Annotated in this window: 17 protein-coding genes; 11 read left to right on the top strand and 6 right to left on the bottom strand. The window is 71.4% G+C overall.

Features of this window, described 5'->3' with window-relative positions:
- Positions 1-197: 197 nt before the first annotated feature.
- Positions 198-662 (top strand): Asp23/Gls24 family envelope stress response protein, encoded by a 465-nt coding sequence (locus tag LPA41_RS31385; RefSeq protein WP_229074758.1) that lies wholly within the window; start codon positions 198-200, stop codon positions 660-662.
- 133 nt (positions 663-795) lie between these two features.
- Here LPA41_RS31385 and LPA41_RS31380 read toward each other — a convergent pair whose 3' ends face one another.
- The 3 genes from LPA41_RS31380 to LPA41_RS31370 all read right to left on the bottom strand — a co-directional run bounded on the left by LPA41_RS31380 (position 796) and on the right by LPA41_RS31370 (position 5,137).
- Complete coding sequence (locus tag LPA41_RS31380) at positions 796-1,740, bottom strand: hypothetical protein (protein ID WP_229074656.1); 945 nt, start codon at positions 1,738-1,740, stop codon at positions 796-798.
- 1,153 nt (positions 1,741-2,893) lie between these two features.
- Positions 2,894-4,645 (bottom strand): carbohydrate-binding module family 20 domain-containing protein, encoded by a 1,752-nt coding sequence (locus LPA41_RS31375; RefSeq protein WP_229074655.1) that lies wholly within the window; start codon positions 4,643-4,645, stop codon positions 2,894-2,896.
- 99 nt (positions 4,646-4,744) lie between these two features.
- On the bottom strand, positions 4,745-5,137 hold the full coding sequence (locus tag LPA41_RS31370) for a hypothetical protein (protein ID WP_229074654.1): 393 nt from the start codon (positions 5,135-5,137) through the stop codon (positions 4,745-4,747).
- A 294-nt stretch (positions 5,138-5,431) separates the two neighbouring features.
- Between LPA41_RS31370 and LPA41_RS31365 the strand changes: the two genes are divergently transcribed.
- The 6 genes from LPA41_RS31365 (at position 5,432) to LPA41_RS31340 (ending at position 12,985) form a co-directional block, all read left to right on the top strand.
- The gene (locus LPA41_RS31365) at positions 5,432-7,783 is read left to right on the top strand and encodes a WD40 repeat domain-containing protein (protein ID WP_229074653.1); all 2,352 of its coding nucleotides are present in this window, start codon (positions 5,432-5,434) and stop codon (positions 7,781-7,783) included.
- 574 nt (positions 7,784-8,357) lie between these two features.
- Entirely contained in the window at positions 8,358-9,254 is an 897-nt protein-coding gene (locus tag LPA41_RS31360) for an AzlC family ABC transporter permease (RefSeq protein ID WP_229074652.1), read from the top strand.
- Positions 9,251-9,559, top strand: coding sequence for an AzlD domain-containing protein (locus LPA41_RS31355; RefSeq protein ID WP_229074651.1), 309 nt, complete (start codon positions 9,251-9,253; stop codon positions 9,557-9,559). Before LPA41_RS31360 ends, LPA41_RS31355 begins: the two co-directional genes overlap by 4 nt.
- Positions 9,560-9,631: 72 nt before the next feature.
- Positions 9,632-9,874 (top strand): hypothetical protein, encoded by a 243-nt coding sequence (locus LPA41_RS31350; protein WP_229074650.1) that lies wholly within the window; start codon positions 9,632-9,634, stop codon positions 9,872-9,874.
- 232 nt (positions 9,875-10,106) lie between these two features.
- Positions 10,107-12,542, top strand: coding sequence for a M14 family zinc carboxypeptidase (locus LPA41_RS31345; protein WP_229074649.1), 2,436 nt, complete (start codon positions 10,107-10,109; stop codon positions 12,540-12,542).
- Between the two features lie 116 nt (positions 12,543-12,658).
- Positions 12,659-12,985: an STAS domain-containing protein gene (locus LPA41_RS31340; protein WP_229074648.1), complete on the top strand. Its 327-nt coding sequence runs from the start codon at positions 12,659-12,661 to the stop codon at positions 12,983-12,985.
- Positions 12,986-13,010: 25 nt separating this feature from the next.
- On the opposite strand, the gene LPA41_RS31335 is transcribed toward LPA41_RS31340, so the two are convergent.
- Together LPA41_RS31335 and LPA41_RS42790 are read right to left on the bottom strand one after the other, a co-directional pair.
- The gene (locus LPA41_RS31335; RefSeq protein WP_229074647.1) at positions 13,011-13,190 is read right to left on the bottom strand and encodes a Flp family type IVb pilin; all 180 of its coding nucleotides are present in this window, start codon (positions 13,188-13,190) and stop codon (positions 13,011-13,013) included.
- A 166-nt stretch (positions 13,191-13,356) separates the two neighbouring features.
- A complete protein-coding gene (locus LPA41_RS42790; RefSeq protein WP_306469724.1) occupies positions 13,357-13,860 on the bottom strand; it encodes a serine hydrolase in 504 nt (167 codons plus the stop codon).
- A 458-nt stretch (positions 13,861-14,318) separates the two neighbouring features.
- Between LPA41_RS42790 and LPA41_RS31325 the strand changes: the two genes are divergently transcribed.
- The gene (locus tag LPA41_RS31325; protein ID WP_229074646.1) at positions 14,319-16,667 is read left to right on the top strand and encodes a glycoside hydrolase family 65 protein; all 2,349 of its coding nucleotides are present in this window, start codon (positions 14,319-14,321) and stop codon (positions 16,665-16,667) included.
- Here the strand turns inward: LPA41_RS31325 and LPA41_RS31320 are convergent.
- Entirely contained in the window at positions 16,664-17,230 is a 567-nt protein-coding gene (locus tag LPA41_RS31320; RefSeq protein WP_229074645.1) for a dihydrofolate reductase family protein, read from the bottom strand. The genes LPA41_RS31325 and LPA41_RS31320 overlap by 4 nt on opposite strands.
- An 81-nt stretch (positions 17,231-17,311) precedes the next feature.
- Between LPA41_RS31320 and LPA41_RS31315 the strand changes: the two genes are divergently transcribed.
- The 3 genes from LPA41_RS31315 to LPA41_RS31305 all read left to right on the top strand — a co-directional run bounded on the left by LPA41_RS31315 (position 17,312) and on the right by LPA41_RS31305 (position 19,952).
- Positions 17,312-17,878, top strand: a complete 567-nt coding sequence (locus LPA41_RS31315; RefSeq protein WP_229074644.1) for a TetR/AcrR family transcriptional regulator — start codon at positions 17,312-17,314, stop codon at positions 17,876-17,878.
- Between the two features lie 1,042 nt (positions 17,879-18,920).
- Positions 18,921-19,367, top strand: a complete 447-nt coding sequence (locus LPA41_RS31310) for a hypothetical protein (RefSeq protein ID WP_229074643.1) — start codon at positions 18,921-18,923, stop codon at positions 19,365-19,367.
- 117 nt (positions 19,368-19,484) lie between these two features.
- On the top strand, positions 19,485-19,952 hold the full coding sequence (locus LPA41_RS31305; RefSeq protein WP_229074642.1) for a hypothetical protein: 468 nt from the start codon (positions 19,485-19,487) through the stop codon (positions 19,950-19,952).
- Positions 19,953-20,113: the final 161 nt, after the last annotated feature.

Genomic DNA, 20,113 nt, shown 5'->3' with positions numbered 1-20,113 from the left:
ACCTGCCCGTGTCCTGCCGGACCCGGCGCTTCAAACCTGCCCGTGACCTGCGGAATCCGGCGCCCCCGACCCGTTCCTGACCTGCGGCGACCGGACTCGGCAGCGCGAACCGCATCCACAGTGCCCGGACCCGCGGTCCGGCGCGCATGATCCAGTAGGCTCTCGCTGCTCGGCAAGGGGACAGGGTGAGGACGCAGATGAACGACGACGGCGAATTCCGCGCGGACCAGACGCAGGAGATCTTTCTGCCTGCGGTCGTTCCGGCCGTGCCGCCGCAGCACGGTGGCGCCGAGGTCGTGGAGGTGGCGGCGCACCGCGGGCGTACCCATTTCGAGCGCGAAGTGGTCGAGAAGCTCGCCGCGGCGGCCGCACGCTCGGTGCCGGGTGTGGCCGAACTCGGCGGCGACGTGGCACGCTTCTTCAACGCGGTACTCGACAAGATCGGCCTGGACAAGGTCGGCGACGCCACCCGCGGCGTGTCGGCGAGGGTCGACGGCATGGACGTGGACATCACCGTGGTCCTGGTGCTGGCCGCCGGCGAGGTAGCGTCGGCGATCACGGCCGAGGTGCGTACCCGGGTGATCGAAGCAGTGGAAAACTACGGCCTGCATGTCAGCAACGTCGACGTCAAGGTCGACGACATCCACATCCAGGAGTCCTGACCCGCGCGCACGAGGTCCGTCCCGCACCCGCGAACGCTGATTCGAGCTCACGAGGTCCGACGGCGGCGCCGAACGATCACCAGCCCGAGCTCACGAGGTCCGACGGCGGCGCCGAACGATCACCAGCCCGAGCTCACGAGGTCCGGCGGCGGCGCCGAACGATCACCAGCCCGAGCGCCGCACCAGCGATGATCATGAGCCCGGCGGCGGCGAGACCCCCGAGCGGCAACCCGGACCGGCCGGCGACGGTCACGGCGGCGGGCGGTTCCTCGGACGCCTCCTTGGGCGTCGTCCCTTCCTCGGCCGCCGGCGCCTCCGTGGGCGCGAGTGGTTCCGTGGTTGCGCGTGGTTCCGGGGTCTCCTTCGGTTGCTCGGGCGCGGCCGGGGCAGCCAACGGGTAACGCAGCAGCGCGGCCCCCGCCCCCTCGGACACGGTGAGCAGCGCGGATCCGTCCGGCTGATAGGCGATGGACTCGCCCTGCGGCTCGTCGGGCAGGGCCACCGTCCGGGCACTGCCCTCGGTCAGGGCGGCCACCACGTCACCCTGGGCGACGTCGAATTCGAAGGCATCGGCGTACGATCGGAGCACCACCCGCCCCCCGTCGGAACTGACCGCCGCCCCGGTGATGACCAGCCGCCCGGCGAATCCGAACGGATTACTGGTGCCGGTCACCGGAACCGCCACGTCACCGGCCCGCCGCAGCGGCGTGGTCCGTCCGGCCCGCAGTTCACCGGCCGGCACGTAGATCCCGGCCGTCACCGGATCCTTGGTGATCACCACAGGCGTACCGTCGCCCGAGACGACCAGCGCCTCCGCATCCCGCGCGCCGTCCGGATAGGAAACCCGGAACAGCGTCGGCTTCCGAGCACCAGGCGCAAGCCGCCACAACGCGATCGTCTCCCGGCTGCCACCGTTGTCACCGATGTCGCCAACCCAGATCGTGCCGTCCGCCCCCCGAGCCAGATCCTCGGTGTCGCGCGGCCGGGACGGATAGGCAACGGTACGCACCACTTTGCACCGCCGATCCAAGAAGAAGATCCGCCGTCCGTCCGGGTCGTCCGCCCCATCGTTGACCACAACATATCCGTCACCGTCAGCAAGCAGCCCAGAAATCTCGGTAAGCCGACCATCCCGAATCCGGCACACGGTCGCCGCCGCCCCCACCAGCCGAACAGCCCGCACGGACGCAGCCCCCACAGGCGCGCCGCCAACCGACCCGGCGTTCACAGACGCGACGCGCACCGGCCCGCCGCCCACAAATGCGGCGCCCCCAGGCGTGACGCTCACCGCTGCGGCGTGTCCAGGCGCGGCCCTTACGGGTGCGGCCCCCACAGGTGCGGCTTGCGCAGGTGCGGCGTCTATAGGTGCGGCTTGCGCAGGTGCGGCGTCTATAGGTGCGGCGCCCGCAGGTGCGACGCTGATAGGTGCGGCACTCAGCAGCGCGGCTCCCAGTGCGGCAACGAGCGAGGCCGGAAACAGCATGCGTGCACAGTATCCGTAGCGCCCCAGCTGCGCCGCGACAAGAACACACGGCCCCCGAACCGGGCCGGCTGAACACAGCAGGCAGAGGCCCCCACGTCCGGCCTCCGCCGAGCAGGCCCCGCGACGGTCGGCTGTCACTCATGGCTGTTGGACCCGCTTTCGAGCAGCCGTGGCTGACAGCTGGTGGGCTGGCTGTCGCTCACGGCTGTTGGGAGTGCTTGGGAGCAGCCGTGGGTGACAGCTGGGTCGGCGTGGCTGTCATCCATGGTTGTTGGGCGTACTCGGAGGCAGCCGTGGGCGACAGCTGGCTCGGGCTGGCTGTCACCCACGGCTGTCAGGAGTGCTCGGGGGCAGCCGTGGCCGACAGCCGGTGGGCTGGCTGTCGCTCCCGGCTGTTGAATCCGCTCTGGAGCAGCCCTGAGTGACAGCTGACGGGCTGGCTGTCATCCACGGCTGTCATGAGTGCTCGGGAGCAGCCGTGGATGACAGCTGGGTCGGGGTGGCTGTCATCCATGGCTGGTGGGACTGCTTCGGATGGTCATGAGGGGCAGGCCGGCGCAGACCGCGCCCGGTGGACGGGCCGGCCAGCGAAGCGTCCCGCCCGCCCGAGCTGGACGAACCCAGCTCGGGCGGACGGGACGCGGACGGGACGGACGCAAACGGGACGGACGCAGACGGACGGACGCAGGCGGGACGGGACCGGGACGAGGACGGGACCGGGAACGATCGGTGGCGCGTACGGGATGGGTCAGTTGCGCCAGGTGTCGCTCAGAGTGACTCGCCCGCTGGCCGGGACCGTTGCGGTGCGGTTGGTGCCGGATTCCCAGGTGACGCTGCCGTCGGCGTTCTTGCGGAGGTACTTGTACTGGAACGCTGTCCCGGCGGGCAGGTTCACCGTGCCGGTCCAGACCGGGTAGGTCGCGGAGGAGAGCGGTACCGCGCCGGCCGGCGTCCAGTTGCCGAGGGCGGGGTGGTTGCCGGTGACGAAGAGGTTCTGACCGGGAGTGGTCGTCGCGTTGACGCCGAAGGACGCGCCGGCGGCGGAGGGCGGCGGCGAGCTGGTCGGTGTGCTGCCGGAGGCGCCGACGTAGATGGCCACGGCTTCACCGGGTGCGATGGTGGCGGTGAACTGACCTGCGGCGTTCACCGTGTACGTGGGGCCGCTGCACCCGCCGCCGGTCGGGTCGCCGTGCTGGACGTCGCAGTAGGTGCCGGCCGGCAGCGAGGTCTGGAAGGTGCGGGTGAGTGTGCTGCCCTCGTGGTTGATGGCGACGTAGCCTCGGTTGCCGCGTCCGAAAGCGATCTGGTCACCGCCGTTAGTCCACCAGTTGGTCACGGCGGTTCCGGAGACGGCGTTGCGGAAGCCGACCATGTTGCCGATCTGCCGCCACGCGTGCTGACATTTCCAGCCGTCGCTGTAGCAGGCGTTGACGGTGCCACCGTTCGGCGGTCCGGCGTCGTGGTTGCTGAATTCGTAGCCGGAGTTGACGTCCGGCGCACCGTAGGGCCAGGCCAGCGTGAAGACCTGGGCGAGGGTGTACGCGGAGCCGTTCTTGTAACTGAGCGTGTCGCCGCCGCGTTCGGTGTCGTGGTTGTCGACGAAGACGCCGGCCTGGTTGCTGGGCAGGTAGCCCCAGGCCGTACCGAAATTGTTCAGGTAGGCGAGGTTCTCACTGAGGAAGATCCGCTTGAGGTCGCGGGCGAAGCGGAACTCCTGGACGTCGCCGGTGCCGGTGTACTCGCCCGGCTGGACGGCTTCGCCGGCGCCGAAGATGACCTCTTGCTTCCAGTACGCGTTGCGGTTGCTCAGCTTGGATTTGATGCCGGCGAGGTCGGCGGCGGACATGTGTTTGGCCGCGTCGATCCGGAACCCGTCGACACCCATCGACGTGAGGTCGTTGAGGTACCCGGCGATCTTGCCGCGGACGTAGTCGCTGCCGGTGTTCAGGTCGGAGAGGTTGACGAGTTCGCAGTCCTGCACGTTGGACCGGTTGGTGTAGTCGTTGATCGCGCTCCGGCAGGAGTGGAAGTCCTGGTCGGAGTAGATGCCGGGGTAGTTGTACTTGGTGTAGCCGGTGCCGCCGGTGCCCGTGCCGGACCCCGCGCTCATGTGGTTGATCACGGTGTCCGCGATGACCTTCACGCCGGCGGCGTGACAGCTATTGATCATGGAGGCGAAGGCGTTCCGGTCACCCAGACGGCTTGCGATCTTGTACGAGACCGGCTGGTACGACGTCCACCACTGACTGCCCTGGATGTGTTCCTGCGGGGGTGAGACCTGCACGTACCCGTACCCGAGGGGGCCGAGCCGGTTGGTGCACTCCTTGGCGATCGAGGCGAACGACCACTCGAACATGACGGCCGTGACGTCCTTGGTGCCGGGCGGTGCGGCGTGGGCGTCGGGTCCGGTGACGAGCGAGGCGACACCGAAGCCGCCGAGTCCGAGGGCGAGGGTGGTGGCGGCCAGGGCGGTCGCCAGACGACTGCGATGACGGGGCATCAAATCTCCTGCGGGGGATGAGGGGGATTTCTTGCTGCAACAGGAGTGAAACTTTCTGTAAATATTTGCGACCGAAGATAGGTGCCCGTCAGTTGGTCGTCAAGAGCGGCTGTCCTTGCGAGCCTGCTTGCGTTTGCCCGAGGCGCGGCTGGAGGCGGCCCGTTTGCGCAGCTCAGGTGAGCTCGGACGGCGGTCGGTGCGCTGCGGTGCCGGTTTCTGCGCCTTCTGCTTCGGGGCCTTCTGCCGCGGCGGGGCCGGTGCGTCGGTCTTGAGTCGCTCGGCGGCGTACAGTTCCGCGCTCGCCTGCGCCACCTGCGACAACTGCCCGCTCACCGCGGCCAGAGCGGTCTCGAACACCTCGGCTTTCGCCCGCCGCCGCGCACCCTGCGCGTACGCCTTGCCCCGGCCGCCCGCCTCCGCCACCCGGTCCGCGGCCCGGCGCCGGTACGCCTTCACATACTTGTTGCGCGCCCGCCGCACCCGGGTGTGCAATTCGATAAGCGCCTCCTCGTCAAGAGTGGCCAGCCGCTCCGGGCGGTCTCCCGGACCAGCACGAGTTCCGATTCGGTCAATGAGCTCATCAGTGCGTCCATGCCGCGACGCTAGGAGCGTTTTAGCGCGCCTGACTTCACCCCCGCGGGGTGAGATCGCCGACGTGGCCGGCCCGACGTGGTCGGTTCGACGTGGCCGGCCCGGACGTGGCCGGCCCGGACGTGGCCGGCCCGTCGGCGTGGTCGGCCGGCCGGCGTGGAAAATCGCTTGGCCGGGCCGGATACCGTTCCCCCGATGATCGATACCGAGCGCCTGGACCTGGCCCTCACCGGTGCGGCCCGGGTGGTCGGCCTGGTCGGCCCAGCCGGAACGGCGCGCACCGCCCTGGTCCGCGAGCACTGCACCCGCCCCGATGTCGCCCGCCGATTCCGCGACATCGGCTGGATCACGCTCGGCCCACCACCGCCCGCACCGGCGTGGATGCTGTGGCCGGACACCCCGGCCGCCGCGGAACTCACCCTCCGGATCGGCCGCACGCTGCGACAATGGGACGGCGACGCCGCGCCCGAACCGGTGGCGCCGGACCGCGCCGCCGCCGCCTTGGCCGCCGCAGGCGAGGGCCGGCTGCTCGTCGTCGACGGCGTGCGGACGGCCGAGCAGGCCGCGATGTTCGACGAGTACGCGGAACGCGGCCGTCTGCTTCTGATCACCGAACACGTGTCCCTGCTGCCCCGCGGCGCCATCGTGGTCTGGGCCTCGACGGACCCGGCGCCCGCGTCGCCGCCGGCGGGGTCGGCGGCTGCTGTGGCGGGGCCGCCGGTCACCGATCCCGCGTGGGTGTGCCGGCGGCTCGCGGAGGAGGGCGCGCCCGGCCTCGCCGTCGACCTTGCGCACGCCCGGGCGGCCGGTGCGGACCCCGCGGTGGGCGCGCTGGCACGGAGGCTGCTGGCCGAAGAGGATCACTTCTCTGGCGTACGCGATGCGCGTACCCTCGCTGCCCTTGTCGCCGATCGTCTCGGCATGCCGACGCAGGCGCTCCATCCCGGACCGCCCTTCCTGTCGAACCGCTGGCCGGCACCCGGCCGTTTCGGTGCCGCCCTGCTTCGCCGGCTGACCGCCCCGTCCGCGGATCATGGGCTCAGTGACCTGGTCGTCACCGGCGGCGGGTTGTGGACCGCCACCACCGGCGGCGTGGACGGTGGCACCGACATCACGCTGTGGGACCCGCTCGCCGGGCGCCGCCGGTCGGAGTTCCGGCTGCCGTACGCGAAAAGTGTCGACCTGCTCCCGGCACCGGACGACTCCTGGCTGGCGGTGACCGTCCGATCCGACCGGATGACCCGGGTCAGCGTGATCGACCCGGTGGCGCGCGAGGTGCGCGCCGAGATCCCCGGCAGCGTCGCCGTGGCCGCGCCCGACGGGAGCTGGGTCGCGGTCGGTGACCATCGCGGCGAGGTACGCGTGCACGACACCACCGGCGGCGCCGCCCAGCTGCAGCTGATCGCCGCGCACTGGGCCGCGATCACCGCGCTCGCCGTCGCACCGGACGGTTCCTGGCTGGCGAGTGCGAGCGAGGACGGTACGGTCCGGATCGTCGATGCTCGCACCGGCCGCCCCCGCCGCGCCCTGCCCCTCCCCAGGATCACCCGGCTGACCGTCACCCCCGATGGCGATCGGCTGGTGGCCGCCGGCCCGTACGGCGTGCACGTGATCGACCCGAGGCGCGGCACCGACCGGCGTCTCCACCCCGGCGGCACCCATCTGCACGCGCTGACCGTTTCCGATCGGTGGGTGGCCGCCGCCTACGACGATCGGGGGGTGTCCGTGCTCGACATCGCCGACGGCAGCGTGCGGCAGGTGCTGCCGGTGGACGCGACGTACGGCGTACGCCTCGTCGCCGCGCCCGACGGCTCCTGGCTGGCCGCCGGGTACCCGATGCGGATCTGGGACCCGCTCACCGGCACCCGGCGCCACGGGTTCCCGGCCGGTGCCTGGTCCGGGCGAACAGTCGCACCCGACGGTTCGTGGATGGCCGCTCACGTGGGCAGCGACATCGTGGTCCTCGACCTGACGTGCCCGGCGGAGCCCGGCGCAGACCCGGCCCACGCCGACCCGGTGGCTGAGGTGGCGATCGACGCGGACGGTAGGTGGTTCGCCACCCGGGCCATCGCGGGATCCTCGCCGGGCAGCGATGGTGATGTCCGCTTCTGGTCATTGGCTGACGGAGGACGTCTTCCTGAGCCCGCCGCCGGCGATCAGATGAAATGCGCCGGCGAGCTCGATCCCGGGGCCGCTGCGGTATCGGCGGACGGGCGATGGCTGGCTGTGCTTGACGGCCGCGACGACCGCGACGACCGCGACGACCGCGACGGCCGCGACGGGCGCGACGACCGCGACGAGGAGAGCGGCGGCGCCGGCGATGGTGGCGGCGTGCCGGGTGGTCGCGGGGGATTCCGTGGGGTCTCGTGGCGGCGCGGGCCGTGGCTGGGGGTGCTCGAACGCGCGACCGGGCGCGAGGTCGCTGCGACGCCGGTGGTGGACGGTCCGGAGGGCTGCCGCTGGAGTCCGGACGGTTCCGCCCTGGTCGTCTGGGGGCGCGGCGGCGTGCAGGGCCTGACCTGGGTGACCGAGGCGTGTAAAGGCTGACCTGGGCGACCGAGGCGACGAGGCGTGTAAAGGCTGACCTGGGTGACCGAGGCGTGCGGGGAGTGGCCCTATGGTTTTGTCGAGTAGTGAGTGCGGGCTTCCGCCTTTTTGTGCTGGTATGGGCGCGGTGCCGAGTATGGCGTGCAGGATGTCGGCGCGGTGGCGTGGTGTTGCTTGCTCCGGCATTGTTGCGGTCACCGGGTGAGTACGTGCGGTCGGCTGTGGTGGGTCCGCGTGGCGTTGTGGATCTGCTAGCGATGCGAAATCGTGGTTTCGACCCCATGATCACAGCGATTTCGTAGCGCTAGCAGATCGACATCTCGCCATGGGCGGTGTGTCCGGCGCTATCGGGGCACAATCGGGGGACGCGGCGCTGAGGCGGGCGCCGGTCCCGGGTGCGGCGCTCGCCGGGTAACGGAGCTGACCTGGGTGACGGGCTGATCTGGGTGATGGGCTGACCTGGGTGATGGGCTGACCTGGGTGACGGGCTGAGCGGGGCGACGGGCTGCCGGAGCCGGATGGTCCGGTGTGTTCCCGGGGTGCGGATCCGGCGGGTGTCGGTACGGTCGGAGCCGTGGGGGTGGAAACCGGCGACGACCGCGAGCTCGGCCGTGCCCGGCAGCGCTTCCTCGGTGGGATGCGGGTCGGTGCCGGGCTTGCCACGGCCGGGTTCGTCCTGGCCATCACGTTCGGGGCGACCGCGCGGGAACAGGGCTGGAGCCCGCTCGCTGCGATCGTCGCCTCGGTTCTGATCTTTTCCGGTTCGGCGCAGTTCGCGCTGCTGACCGCCCTGGCCGGTGGGGGAGCGGCACCGGCGGTCGGTGCGGCGCTGCTGATCAACGGGCGGTTCCTGCCGATGGGGCTGGCGGTGGGGCCGAGCCTGTCCGGCGGCCGGGTGCGCCGGGCGTTGCAGGGACAGGCCGTGGTGGACGGGTCGTGGGTGGCGGCGCACCTGGGTGGCGGCCGGTTCGACCGCTGGCGGATGTTCGGCGCCACGATCCTGCAGTGGCCGGCGTGGGTGGCCGGCACCGCGGTCGGTGTCCTCGGCGCCCCCTCGTCCGATCTGGTCGAACGGTTCGGGCTGGACATCGTCTTTCCGGCGTTCTTCCTGGTCCTGCTTCTGGACGAGCTGAAACCGGCCCGCGGCGACCCGGCCGGCGCAGGACGGAACGGCCGCGGGCGCAGCGATGAGCCCAGACACGGCGATGAGCCCAGACGCGGCGGGCCGAGCGGCGAAGGTCGCAGTGGGCCGGGTAGCGAAGGGCCCGGCGGGGAAGGGCGCGGCGGGCGCCGGGAGCGGGTTGCCCGGAGCACTCTGCTCGCCGTGCTGATCGGCGGGGCGGTGGCGGCGGGGCTGCTCTGGTGGGTGCCGGCGGGGGTGGCGCTGATCGGCGCCACCGTGGGTGCGTTCGTCGGTCTGCGCTGCCGGGTGCCGGCCTCGCGGGCACCGGTCGAGGAGGCGCGGCCGTGACGTTGTGGATCGCGATCGTGGCGGTGGCCGCCGGCAGTTTCGCGCTGAAGGCGGCCGGTCCGGCGCTGCTGGGTGACCGGGAGCTGCCGGCGTGGAGTACCGGCGTGATCGCACTGCTGGCACCGGCCCTGCTGGCCGGGCTGATCGTGGTGGAGGTGCTGGGGCGGCGCTGGGCGGATCTGGACTGGACCGTGCCGGCGGCTCTGCTCGCGGTGGTCGTGGCTCGGCTGCTGCGGGTCCCGATGCTGCTGGCGGTGCTGATCGGGGTGCTGACGGCGGCCGGGTTGCGGGCACTGACCGGGTGAATCGTGCATGGGGGCGCGACCGCCCGGGTACACATCGGACGTCAACGATGTCAGTCCGGGGAGGAGCCCACGATGTCCTACTCAACGCGTACCCGCGGCAGCGTCACCCCCGCCCGCGTCTGCACGATCCTGGCGTTCGTCTTCGCCGTGCTGGCCTTCCTGGTCTCGCCGCTGCTGTTCGGCCTCGCCGCGCTGGCGCTGGGCCTGGTCGGCGGTTTCCTCGGTGACCGCCCGCTCGGGTGGTACGCGGCGGCGGCGGGTGTCGCCGGCGCTGTACTGGGCGTCCTGCTGACCTCCCTGCTCCTCAACAGCTGACCCCGGGCGCCGAAAGCGCCGCCCCCTGAGGCACTGAAAAGCGCCGCCCGGAAAGCGCCGCCCGGAAAGCGCCCCCGAAAGCGCCGCCCGAAAGCGCCGGCAAAGCGCCCCACGAACCCGCCGACGGCCGTCACCCCCACGGCCGTCGGCGCATCATATATCCTATCTAAGCGATAGGCTATGTGTGCTTGGACATTGACACCGATGACCGCGCCGATCGACCATCGCGATCATGTTGCGAAGACTCGCCGCCTCCACCGCGGCAGCCGTCCTCGTCGTCACCGGCTGGAACGTTCCCGCCCATGCCGACGCCCTGCCCCCCGTTCCACCGCAGGCCGTCCCGATCGGCGACGTCACCGGGTACCCCCGCCAGAACACGCTTCCGGTCTGGCCGGACAACCCGGACGACGCGTCGATCCCGATCGGTGTCATCCCGTACGACGAGATCGCGCCCAAGCTCAACGCACTCCAGAGGACCAGCAAGCGGGTCTCCGCCCGGCTGGCCGGCCGCTCCGCCGTTGGGCACGACCTCTATGTGGTCACCGTGACCGCCCCCGAGTCGCGCGCCGAGGCGCAGCGGCAGGAGCGCTGGAAGCGGCTGATCGAGGACGAGCCGGTGCGGGCCCGGACCGACCGGCAGTTGCTGCGTGACTACAAGACGCCGCTGTTCGTCAACGCCAACATCCACGGCAACGAGTGGGAGGGCACCGACGCCGCGCTGCGGGTCATCGAGGAGTACGCGACCAGCTCCGACCCGGCCGTCGAACGACTGCTGCGCCGCAACCGGCTCGTCTTCAACGTCACGGCCAACCCGGACGGCCGGATCGCCGGGACGCGGGCCAACGGCAACGGGTACGACCTGAACCGCGACCTGACCATCGTGAGTCAGCCGGAGACGAACCTGATCCGCGAGCTCGCGGTCGGCGTGAAACCGATCATCACGCTGGACCTGCACGGTTACGTCAGTCCGACGCTGCTGCACCCGAGCACGCCGCCGCACAACGTGAACAACGAGTACGACCTGTTCATCAAGCACGCGCTGCCGAACGCGCTCGGCATCGAGCAGGGGCTCAAGGACCTGGGGTACGCGGAGACGCAGAGCGCCCGGATCCCGTTCCGCGACGACGAACCGGGGGTCTGGGACGACTTCCCGCCGATCTACGTGCCGTCGTTCTCGCTGTTGCAGAGCAGCATCCCGTACACGATCGAGGCGCCGCTGAATCCGCGCGGCAACCTCACGCCCGAGGAGCGGGTGCGCCGCTCGGGGATCAACACCGACGTGCACGAGGTGGCGATCAAGAAGTCGCTCGACTACATCCAGGAGCACCGCAACCAGCTGATCTTCGACCAGGCCGAGGTGTACCGCCGGGGCTGGGCCGGTGAGCCGCTGCGCGACGTGCCGGACGGTTACGTGCCCGGCTGGGGGCCGGAGGACGACTACCGCACGGAGTTCCCGCGCTCCTACGTGATCCCGGCCGGCGACCGCCAGCACTCGGCGGTGGCCGCGGCGCGACTGGTGGACCTGCTGATCGGCAGCGGTGGCCGGGTCCGGCAGGCGGAGCGCCCGTTCCGTGCCGGTGGCCGCTCGTACCCGGCGGGCTCGTACATCGTCGATCTGCACCAGCCCAAGCGCGGCATCGTGAACTCGCTGCTGGAACCGGGCGCCGACATCACCGACCGGGTGTCCGACCTCTACGCCGGTCCGGCCGGCTGGAGTCAGGGCCTGACCTGGGGCGCGACAGTGGACACGCTTTGGAAGGAACTGCCCCGGGTGCGCTCGGAGCAGGTTCGTGACGGGGTGGTGCGCGGTGGCTACCCGGCCGGGCGGGTGGACTACCGGCTCGACGTGCAGGACGCCGCGGATCTGCGGGCGGTCAACGACCTGCTGGACGCGGGCGCCCGGGTGCACCGGCTGGCCGACGGTTCGGTGGTGGTGCCGTGGTCGGCCGGCGCCGAGCGCCTGGTGCGTGCCGCGGTCAAGGAGCACCGGGTCAGCTTCGAGCGGGCACCGCGGCGCTGGTCGGGCACGCTGCTCGACGAGGTCGTGGTGGGTTACGTGGGTGGGGTGGAGGCCCGGGACACCCTGGCGGACACCGGTTTCGAGGCGCGCGCGGTCACGCCGGCGACGCTGGCCGGCACGCTGACCGGCGACGTCGACGTGCTGCTGGTGGCGGGCACGCTCAACCCGGCCACGCTGACCGCGGAGAACCGGGCGGCGCTCGACGCGTTCCTGGCCCGCGGTGGCGGGGTGGTCGGCCTGGACACGGCGGGTCCGGCGTTCAGCAACGCGGCCGGGCTGCTCGGTGTCACCGCGCACGCCGGGCCGGGCCTGGCCAGTGGTGTGGTGAACGTGGTGAACCGGGGTGGCCCGGTGACCGCCGGCGCGATCCCGCACTCGTTCGTCGCGCAGCCGGTCTGGTTCACCGGTCTGGGTGCGGGCGTGACGGTGGAGCAGTCGTACGCGGCCGATCCGCTGCTGGCCGGCTGGTGGGCACCGGCGCCGGACGGCACCGGCGGTCAGGCCCAGGCGGCCGGGCAGGCCGCGATCGTGCGCGGCACCACGGCCGCCGGCAACGACGTGGTGCTGATCGGCACCGATCCGGTCTGGCGGCTGCACGCCAAGGGTCTGCAGTCGCAGCTGGGCCGGGCGCTGTTCTGGGCGTCCTGAGGTGACGGCCGCAGGGGCACCGACGGGTTCTTGAGGTGACGGCCGCAGGGGGACGCCGATCGGGCGTCCCCCTGCGGCCGGATGCCGAACGCGTTGTTTGCTGGTAGACAAATACCGTGCCGGACGACTACTTCACGATCACCCGGGCGCCGGCCGTGGACGGCGCGGCGCCCGACCGGGTGCTGCTCGCCGGCGACCTCGACATGGGCGCGCGCGACGAGCTGCGCGACACGCTCGTCGCCGCCGCCGGGGAGACGACCGGCCCGCGCCTGGTGGTCGATCTCCGGCAGGTGCGGTTCATCGACTCCGAGGCGATAAGCGCGATCCTCGAGGGCTACCTGGCAGCCGAGCGCGCCGGCCTGGACTTCAGGCTGACGGGCGCGCTCGGCATCGTACGACGGGTCTTCGACGTGATCGGCCTGGACCATCTGTTCCTGGAATGAGCCGCGCAGCTGCGGTCCGGCGCGGTCAGATCACCGCGGTCAGCCGCTCGATCATCGCCTGGATGTCCTCGCGCAGCAGCGTGATCGTCGCGATCAGGGCGCCCGCGATGAGCGCCGCGAGCAGCGAGTACTCGACCGCTGTCGCGCCTTCGTCGGAACGGCTGACGTTGCGCAGGTACGCGGCGAGAAGCTGGTGCTGCTCCATGGGGTGTGTCGTCCCTTCCGTGGGGCGGCTGCTGACGCCGTTCCGTATCGGGTGCCGCCCACCGCGCTTGAGGACTCCCGGTCGGAACTTTTCGCCGGCGTCCTGCGCAGGATCGCGTCCAGGTTGCGCTCGGCGAGGGCGCCGTGAAGTCCCCTCGAACGGATGTTTAGTACTTCAGGTGCTTGCGGGTCAGCTTCGCCACTTTCTCCACCAGCGTGATGCCGCTCTCCATCGACGCGTTGTCGTGCGAGAGGACCGCCATCGACACGTCCACGCCGTCGGCGCTGACCCGGCCGATCGAGTTGACCACCCACGTGCCGCCGTCCGCGGTCCGGGTGTCCCAGCCGTTCTTCACGGTCGCCGTCTCGCCCGGCTGCGCCACCGCCGGCACACCCCAGTCCTGCGCCTCGTCGACCGTGGTCATCAGCTCGAACGCGGTCTGGCGGGACGCGTCGTCCAGCGGGCCGTCGGTGTCGTCGAACCCGGCCAGCAACCGCACCTGGTCCGCGGCCGTGGTCCGGGTCAGCCCCCAGTGCACGTCGATCTCGGTGTCGGTCAGCCCGAGCCGTTTGTTGCAGCCGGTGACCGCCGCCTTGCCGCCGATCTTGCGGAACAGTTTGGTGGTGGCGTTGTTGTCGCTCAGCCGGATCATCGGTTTCGCCAGCGACATCTCGGCCGAGGCCGGCGTCCTGGGCCTTGAGCAGCATGCAGGCCAGGATGTCGGCCTTCACGATGCTGGCGGTGTCGTAGGCGGTGCCGCCGCGGTAGGCGTACGTCTGCCCGGTTGTCGCGTCCAGCACCGCCACCGAGAACTCGGCGCCGCCGGTGCTCACCTTCTTCAGCGCCGCGTCGAGCCGCTTGGCGCGTGCCGCCCGCTCGGCCGCGGCGAGTTCCTCGGGGCTGGGCCCGGTCGGGGTCGGTGACGCCTGGAACAGCGCGCCCGCCGATTCGGACGAGGAACCCAGGCCGCTGTAGATCAGGCCACCGCCCGCGAGCACCACGGTGGCCGCCATCGCCGGAATCAGGAATCGCCGCACGTGACAATCCTGCCGCCTTCAGCAAACTGCCAGTTTCCGGGGGCTGGAGCGTGGTAATTGCACAGGTCATGACCAGCGCTGGCCTCCCCGCATGATCAACGAAGAGATCTGCCCGACCGAGCCGTGGCAGGTACGCGAGACCCGGCTGGAGACCGAGCTGCTCGCCCAGATGGAGTCGGTGTTCGCGCTCGCCAACGGGTACCTCGGGCTGCGCGGCAACCTGGACGAGGGTGAGCCGCACGAGATCTCCGGCACCTACCTCAACTCGTTCTACGAGGAGCGGCCGCTGCCCTACCCGGAGGGCGGCTACGGCTACCCCGAGCAGGGCCAGACCGTGGTCAACGTGACCGACGGCAAGATCATCCGGCTGATGGTCGACGACGAGCAGTTCACCGTCGAACGTGGCGTGCTGCACTCCCACGAACGGGTCCTCGACCTGCGCGCCGGGGTGCTGCGCCGCGACGTCGACTGGGAGTCACCGGCCGGGCGGCGGGTCCGCATCCGCAGCCGGCGGCTGGTGTCGTTCACGCAGCGGGCGGTCGCCGCGGTCTGCTACGAGGTCGAGGCCACCGATCACCCGGTGCGGATCACCGTGCAGTCCGGGCTGGCCGCCAACGAGGAGCAGGTGAAGGTCTCCGACGACCCGCGGGTGGCGGCCGCGCTGAAGGATCCGCTGCTCGCGGTGGAGCAGGACAAGGAGCAGCACGGCGCGGTGCTGCTGCACCGGGCGCGCACCAGCGGCCTGCTGATGGCCGCCGGCGTGGACCATGTCATCGAGACGCCCGGCGCCTACGAGGAGGAGACCGACGTGCGGCCGGACTGGGCGCGCACGACGGTGGTCACCGAGCTGCCGCCGGGCGGGCGGCTGCGCATCATCAAGTTCATGGGGTACGGGTGGAGCACCTCCCGGTCCACCGAGGCGCTGCGCGACCAGGTCGCCGCGGACCTCAACGGCGCCCGGTACGCCGGGTGGGACGGTCTCGTGGCAGCGCAGCGGGCCTACCTCGACGACTTCTGGGACGCCGCCGACGTGGAGATCGAGGGTGACCCGGCCCTGCAGCAGGCGGTCCGGTTCGGGCTGTTCCACGTGCTGCAGGCCGGCGCCCGCGCCGAGGGCCGGCCCATTCCGGGCAAGGGCCTGACCGGGCCGGGGTACGACGGCCACGCGTTCTGGGACACCGAGGGCTACGTGCTGCCGCTGCTGATGTACACCGCGCCGCGGGCCGCCGCGGACGCTCTGCGCTGGCGGCACTCGATCCTGCCGCACGCCCGGGACCGGGCCCGCACGCTGGGACTGTCCGGTGCCGCGTACCCATGGCGCACCATCGCCGGCGGCGAGTGCTCGGCGTACTGGCCGGCCGGCACCGCGGCGCTGCACCTGAACGCGGTGGTGGCCCGGGCCGTCGACCGGTACCGCCGGATCACCGGCACCGAACTGGACTTCGGGGTGGAGATCCTGGTGGAGACGGCCCGGCTCTGGGTGTCGCACGGCCACCACGACGCCGACGGTGTCTGGCACATCGACGGCGTCACCGGCCCCGACGAGTACAGCGCGGTCGCCGACGACAACGTCTTCACCAACCTGATGGCCGCCCGGAACCTGCGCGCCGCCGCCGAGGCCTGCGCCCGCAACCCCGAGCTGGCCGAACGGCTCGGGGTGGGCGCCGACGAACCGGACGTCTGGCGGGCGTGCGCGAAGGCCGTGCACGTGCCCTACGACGAACGGCTCGGCGTGCACCCGCAGTCGGAGGGCTTCACCCGGTACGCGCCCTGGCACTTCTCGGACGAGAAACACGGCGAACCGCTGATGAAGCACGCGCCGTACTTCCAGCTCTACCGCCGGCAGGTCTGCAAGCAGGCCGACCTGGTGCTGGCCATGCACTGGTGCGGCGAGCACTTCACGCCCGAGCAGAAGGCGCGCAACGTCGACTACTACGAGCGGATCACCGTACGGGACTCGTCGCTGTCCGCCTGCACCCAGGCGGTCATGTGCGCCGAGGTCGGCCACCTCGAGCTGGCCCGCGAGTACGCCTGGGAGGCCGCCATGGTCGACCTGCGCGACCTGCACGGCAACACCCGGGACGGCCTGCACATCGCGTCACTGGCCGGCGCGTGGTCGGCGATCGTCGAAGGCTTCGGCGGCCTCCGGGAGGACGAGAACCTGCTGCACCTGGCGCCGCGGCTGCCCTCGAGCATCAGCCGGCTGCGGTTCAACCTGCGGCACAGCGGGTTCCGCCTGCTGATCGAGGCCGACCACGAGAACACCACGGTGACACTGCGCGACGGGCCGGAGGGCCGGTTGCGGGTGCTGCTCTACGGCGAGGAGACCGAGGTGTCCGCGGCCGAGCCGGTGACGCGTCCGGTCATACCCGTGGAGCCGCTGCTGCCGCCGCCGCAGCAGGCGCCCGGCTACGCGCCCGGCCAGGACAGCGTCAACTAAGCCTTGGCGTAACGCAGCACCACCACGCCGCTGGGCAGGGGCGTCGCGTCGATCAGGGTGAACCGGTGCGGGTCGAAGCCGCGCGTCACGAGCGGGATGCCGGAGCCGGCGACGATCGGGTTCAGCTTGATCACCAGTTCGTCGACCTCCGGCAGCAGCTGGCCGGCGAGAGAGCCCCCGCCGGCCAGCCAGATGTCGGCGCCGGGCTCCTGCCGCAGCTTGCCGACGAACTCCACGGGGTCGCCGGCGACCACCTCGACCGCCGGATCGGTGCTGGTCAGGGTGCGTGAGAAGACCACCTGGCGCAGGTGACCGTACGGGCTGGTGACGCCCTCACGCAGCGCCGGTTCGTAGGTGAGCCGGCCCATCAGCACGGTGTCGATGGTCCGGTTCGGCGCGTCGACGCCGAGCATCGCCCGGGCATGGGTGGGCACGGTCTCCGGGTACCGCTCGGTCATGAACGCGGTGACGTCGTCGGAGATGACCAAGAAGTCCCACGACCCGTCCGGTGCGGCGATGAAGCCGTCGATGGTGCTGGCGACGAAGTACACGAGCTTGCGCATGCGGGTTCCCCTCGATCAACCACTACTGCTGTCGTGGTCAGAAACTACAGCACCTGTAGTGGTTACTGCTACCGTGTTTTCATGCCCAGCAACCCGGAGCGCCGCCGCGTGCTCGCCGACGCCGGTCTGCGGGTCCTCGCCGCTGCCGGCGCCCGCGGCCTCACCCACCGCGCGGTGGACGCCGAGGCAGGCGTGCCCGCCGGCACCGCGTCGAACTACTTCCGCTCCCGCGACGCACTGCTCGGCGCCCTCGGCGAACGGATCCTCGAACGGTTCGCCCCGGACGAGACGGTCGTCGCCGCGCTGGCCACCCGCGAACCCGGCCGCGAACTGTTCGTCGACTACCTGCGCTACATCGTCGAACGCACCACCCGGCAGCCCGACCTGACCCGCGCCCTGATCGAACTGCGCCTCGAAGCGGCCCGCCGCCCCGGCCTGGCCACCATCCTCGGCGACACGCTGCGCCGCGGCTACCACGACGACGTAGCCTTCCACGCCACCACCGGCCTACCCGGCGGCCGCTTCGAGATCGCGTTGCTGCACTACGCCCTGGACGGCCTGCTCCTGGACATGCTCACCACACCCATCGACCCCGACATACCCCCCGACGACGCCGTAACCGCCTTCGCAACCCGCCTCATCACCTGAGCAGCGTCCCCGCCTCACCCCCCGGCGCGCGGCGCCCAGCCAGCTCCCCGCACGCCTCCGCCCCGCCGTGTTCCCGTGCGCGGTGTCCGGCCGGCTCTGCGCGCGCCTTTGCCTGGCTGCGTTCCCGTGCGCGGTGTCCGGCCGGCTCCCCGCGCGCCTTTGCCTGGCTGCGTTCCCGTGGGCGGTGTCCGGCCGGCCCCCGCGCGCCTTTGCCTCGCCGCGTTGCCCGCCGATCCCGCCGCGTCTCCATCGCCTGCCCGCCTGCCCGCCTGCTTGCCCGGCCCTGCGGCCTGCGCCCGGTGGAGAGCCCAGGTCCCGGGGCGTCCGTCCGCGTCGGCAGGGGCAAGATCGACGGCTGGCAGAGGAAGCTGTCTACCTACGATCCGCCCGAGCGCGTGATTGGGAGTCTTGTACCGTTTTGTACCCAGGGCCGTCAGTGAGTGCCCGCACGCTCGTCCGCCGTGATCCGCCGTGCCGACCTCCGGGCGCAGAAGTTGATCTGCTAGCGCTACGAAATCGCTGTGATCAAGGGGTCGAAACCGCGATTTCGCATCGCTAGCAGATCAACATCTCGGTTCTCACGTGTCTGGCGCAGGAGAGGCGCGGCTCGCCTCGTCGCCAAGCCGTCCGGCGGCCCGAACCCGGCTCACGCTCCCCACGGTTTACCGGTCAACGAGGCTTCCCGCGAGGTTTACCGGTAAACCTAGGCAGTCAAGGAGGCGACGCGTGAAGTTTGCCGCTGAACGTCACCAGTCAACGAGGCCGCCCGCGAGGTGTTTACCGGTAAACGTCACCAGTCAACGAGGCGACGCGCGAAGTTTGCCGGTGAACGTCACCGGTCAGCGCAGGCGGCCCGCGCGGTTTGCCGCTGAACGTCACAGGTCAACGCAGGCGGCCCGCGCGGTTTACCGGCAAACGCACAGCCGCGCATGTGTGTCCGACCCCGGCACCGGACGCAGGTCGCGCGGCTGGCGCGGTGTGCTGTCGGGGCGGCGGTGTGCGCGAGCGGGCGGGTCCGGAGAAGCGTGGCATCATGCGCGGCATGGAGATTCTGCCGGGTGAGGGTGTGGCGCTGGTGCGCATCGGGGAGAGCCGCGAGGTCGTGGAGTGCAGGCTCGGCACGCCGGTGCACCCGGGACGGCTGGACCGGGCGATCTACGAGACGCATCCGATGCTGGTGCTCTCCTACGGTGATTTGGACACGGTGGAGCTGGTGGAGCTGGCGTACTCCGGTGACGGCGGCGAGGAGGCCTGGTTCGACGGGGTGCAGCTGACGTACCGGTTCATGGACGACGTCCTGGCCGACCTGGCGGCTCGGGGGTACCGGTACGAGGAGACCGGTGTCGGCTACCGCTTCGAACCGGGGTTCGCGCTGTTCTCGATGGGGTCGCGCAGCGCCCGCGACCTGGACCCGGGCGCCGGTGCCGACGATCAGCGGACGATCTGTGAGGGTGTGTCGGTGGCACCCTACGAATACTTCGCCGGCTGAAACGAGTGCGTAAAAGGGTGCGGGGGATTGCCGGCCGGCGGGAACGCTCAACCCGGGCCTGCGGACGTCGAGTCCAACGCTGCACGGACACGCACCTGACGCCCCGGAAGGTCCACCATGAGAAGCAGATCGCACGGTGGGTTGCGCCGCAGGATCGTCACCGTGGCGGCGGTCGTGGCCGGTGCCGCGTCCGGGCTCGGCGCCATGGGTGCGTTCGCCGTCGACAGGTACCACACCGACCGGGTCTGCACCGACATGCTGCAGCTGGCGACCGGTGAGATCACGCCGGAGACCACCGGCGGCGACGACCGGCCCGCCGGCCCGCAGCAGATGGCCGAGCTGCGCGCGGAACTGGACCGCACCCAGTCGCGGCTGCTCTTCAACCGGGATCTTCGCACGGCGGTGCGGGGTTTCTCCACCGACACGGTACGGGCGGAGCAGGTGCTCGCCGACATGGCCCACTTCTCGGCCGCGAACCTGTCGGGGCGCAGCAGCACCGAGCGGGCCGCCGCGCAGGTCGCCTGTGGCCAGGTGCCGGTCGGCATCCCCGCAGTGCAGGACCGCCTGGACCAGCTCAGCGCCTGACCGGAAGCGCCCGGCAGCCGGAAGCGCCCGGCAGCCGGAAGCGCCCGGCAGCCGGAAGCGCCCGGCAGCCGGAAGCGCCCGGCAGCCGGAAGCGCCCGGCAGCCGGAAGCGGGACGGGCCGGTGCGACCGGAGAGGGCGGGACGCCACGGCGCCCGCCCTC

The sequence above is a fragment of the Actinoplanes sp. DH11 genome (assembly GCF_020873875.1).
Lineage (GTDB): Bacteria > Actinomycetota > Actinomycetes > Mycobacteriales > Micromonosporaceae > Actinoplanes.
Note: the sequence above shows the minus strand (reverse complement) of the source record. Positions and strands in the feature narration are given on the sequence as shown.

Coding starts and splice junctions, on each gene's coding strand:
- LPA41_RS31385 (WP_229074758.1), top strand. CDS start 198: ATGAACGACGACGGCGAATTCCGCGCGGACCAGACGCAGGAGATCTTT.
- LPA41_RS31375 (WP_229074655.1), bottom strand. CDS start 4,645: ATGCCCCGTCATCGCAGTCGTCTGGCGACCGCCCTGGCCGCCACCACC.
- LPA41_RS31365 (WP_229074653.1), top strand. CDS start 5,432: ATGATCGATACCGAGCGCCTGGACCTGGCCCTCACCGGTGCGGCCCGG.
- LPA41_RS31350 (WP_229074650.1), top strand. CDS start 9,632: ATGTCCTACTCAACGCGTACCCGCGGCAGCGTCACCCCCGCCCGCGTC.
- LPA41_RS31345 (WP_229074649.1), top strand. CDS start 10,107: ATGTTGCGAAGACTCGCCGCCTCCACCGCGGCAGCCGTCCTCGTCGTC.
- LPA41_RS31335 (WP_229074647.1), bottom strand. CDS start 13,190: ATGGAGCAGCACCAGCTTCTCGCCGCGTACCTGCGCAACGTCAGCCGT.
- LPA41_RS42790 (WP_306469724.1), bottom strand. CDS start 13,860: ATGTCGCTGGCGAAACCGATGATCCGGCTGAGCGACAACAACGCCACC.
- LPA41_RS31325 (WP_229074646.1), top strand. CDS start 14,319: ATGATCAACGAAGAGATCTGCCCGACCGAGCCGTGGCAGGTACGCGAG.
- LPA41_RS31320 (WP_229074645.1), bottom strand. CDS start 17,230: ATGCGCAAGCTCGTGTACTTCGTCGCCAGCACCATCGACGGCTTCATC.
- LPA41_RS31315 (WP_229074644.1), top strand. CDS start 17,312: ATGCCCAGCAACCCGGAGCGCCGCCGCGTGCTCGCCGACGCCGGTCTG.
- LPA41_RS31310 (WP_229074643.1), top strand. CDS start 18,921: ATGGAGATTCTGCCGGGTGAGGGTGTGGCGCTGGTGCGCATCGGGGAG.
- LPA41_RS31305 (WP_229074642.1), top strand. CDS start 19,485: ATGAGAAGCAGATCGCACGGTGGGTTGCGCCGCAGGATCGTCACCGTG.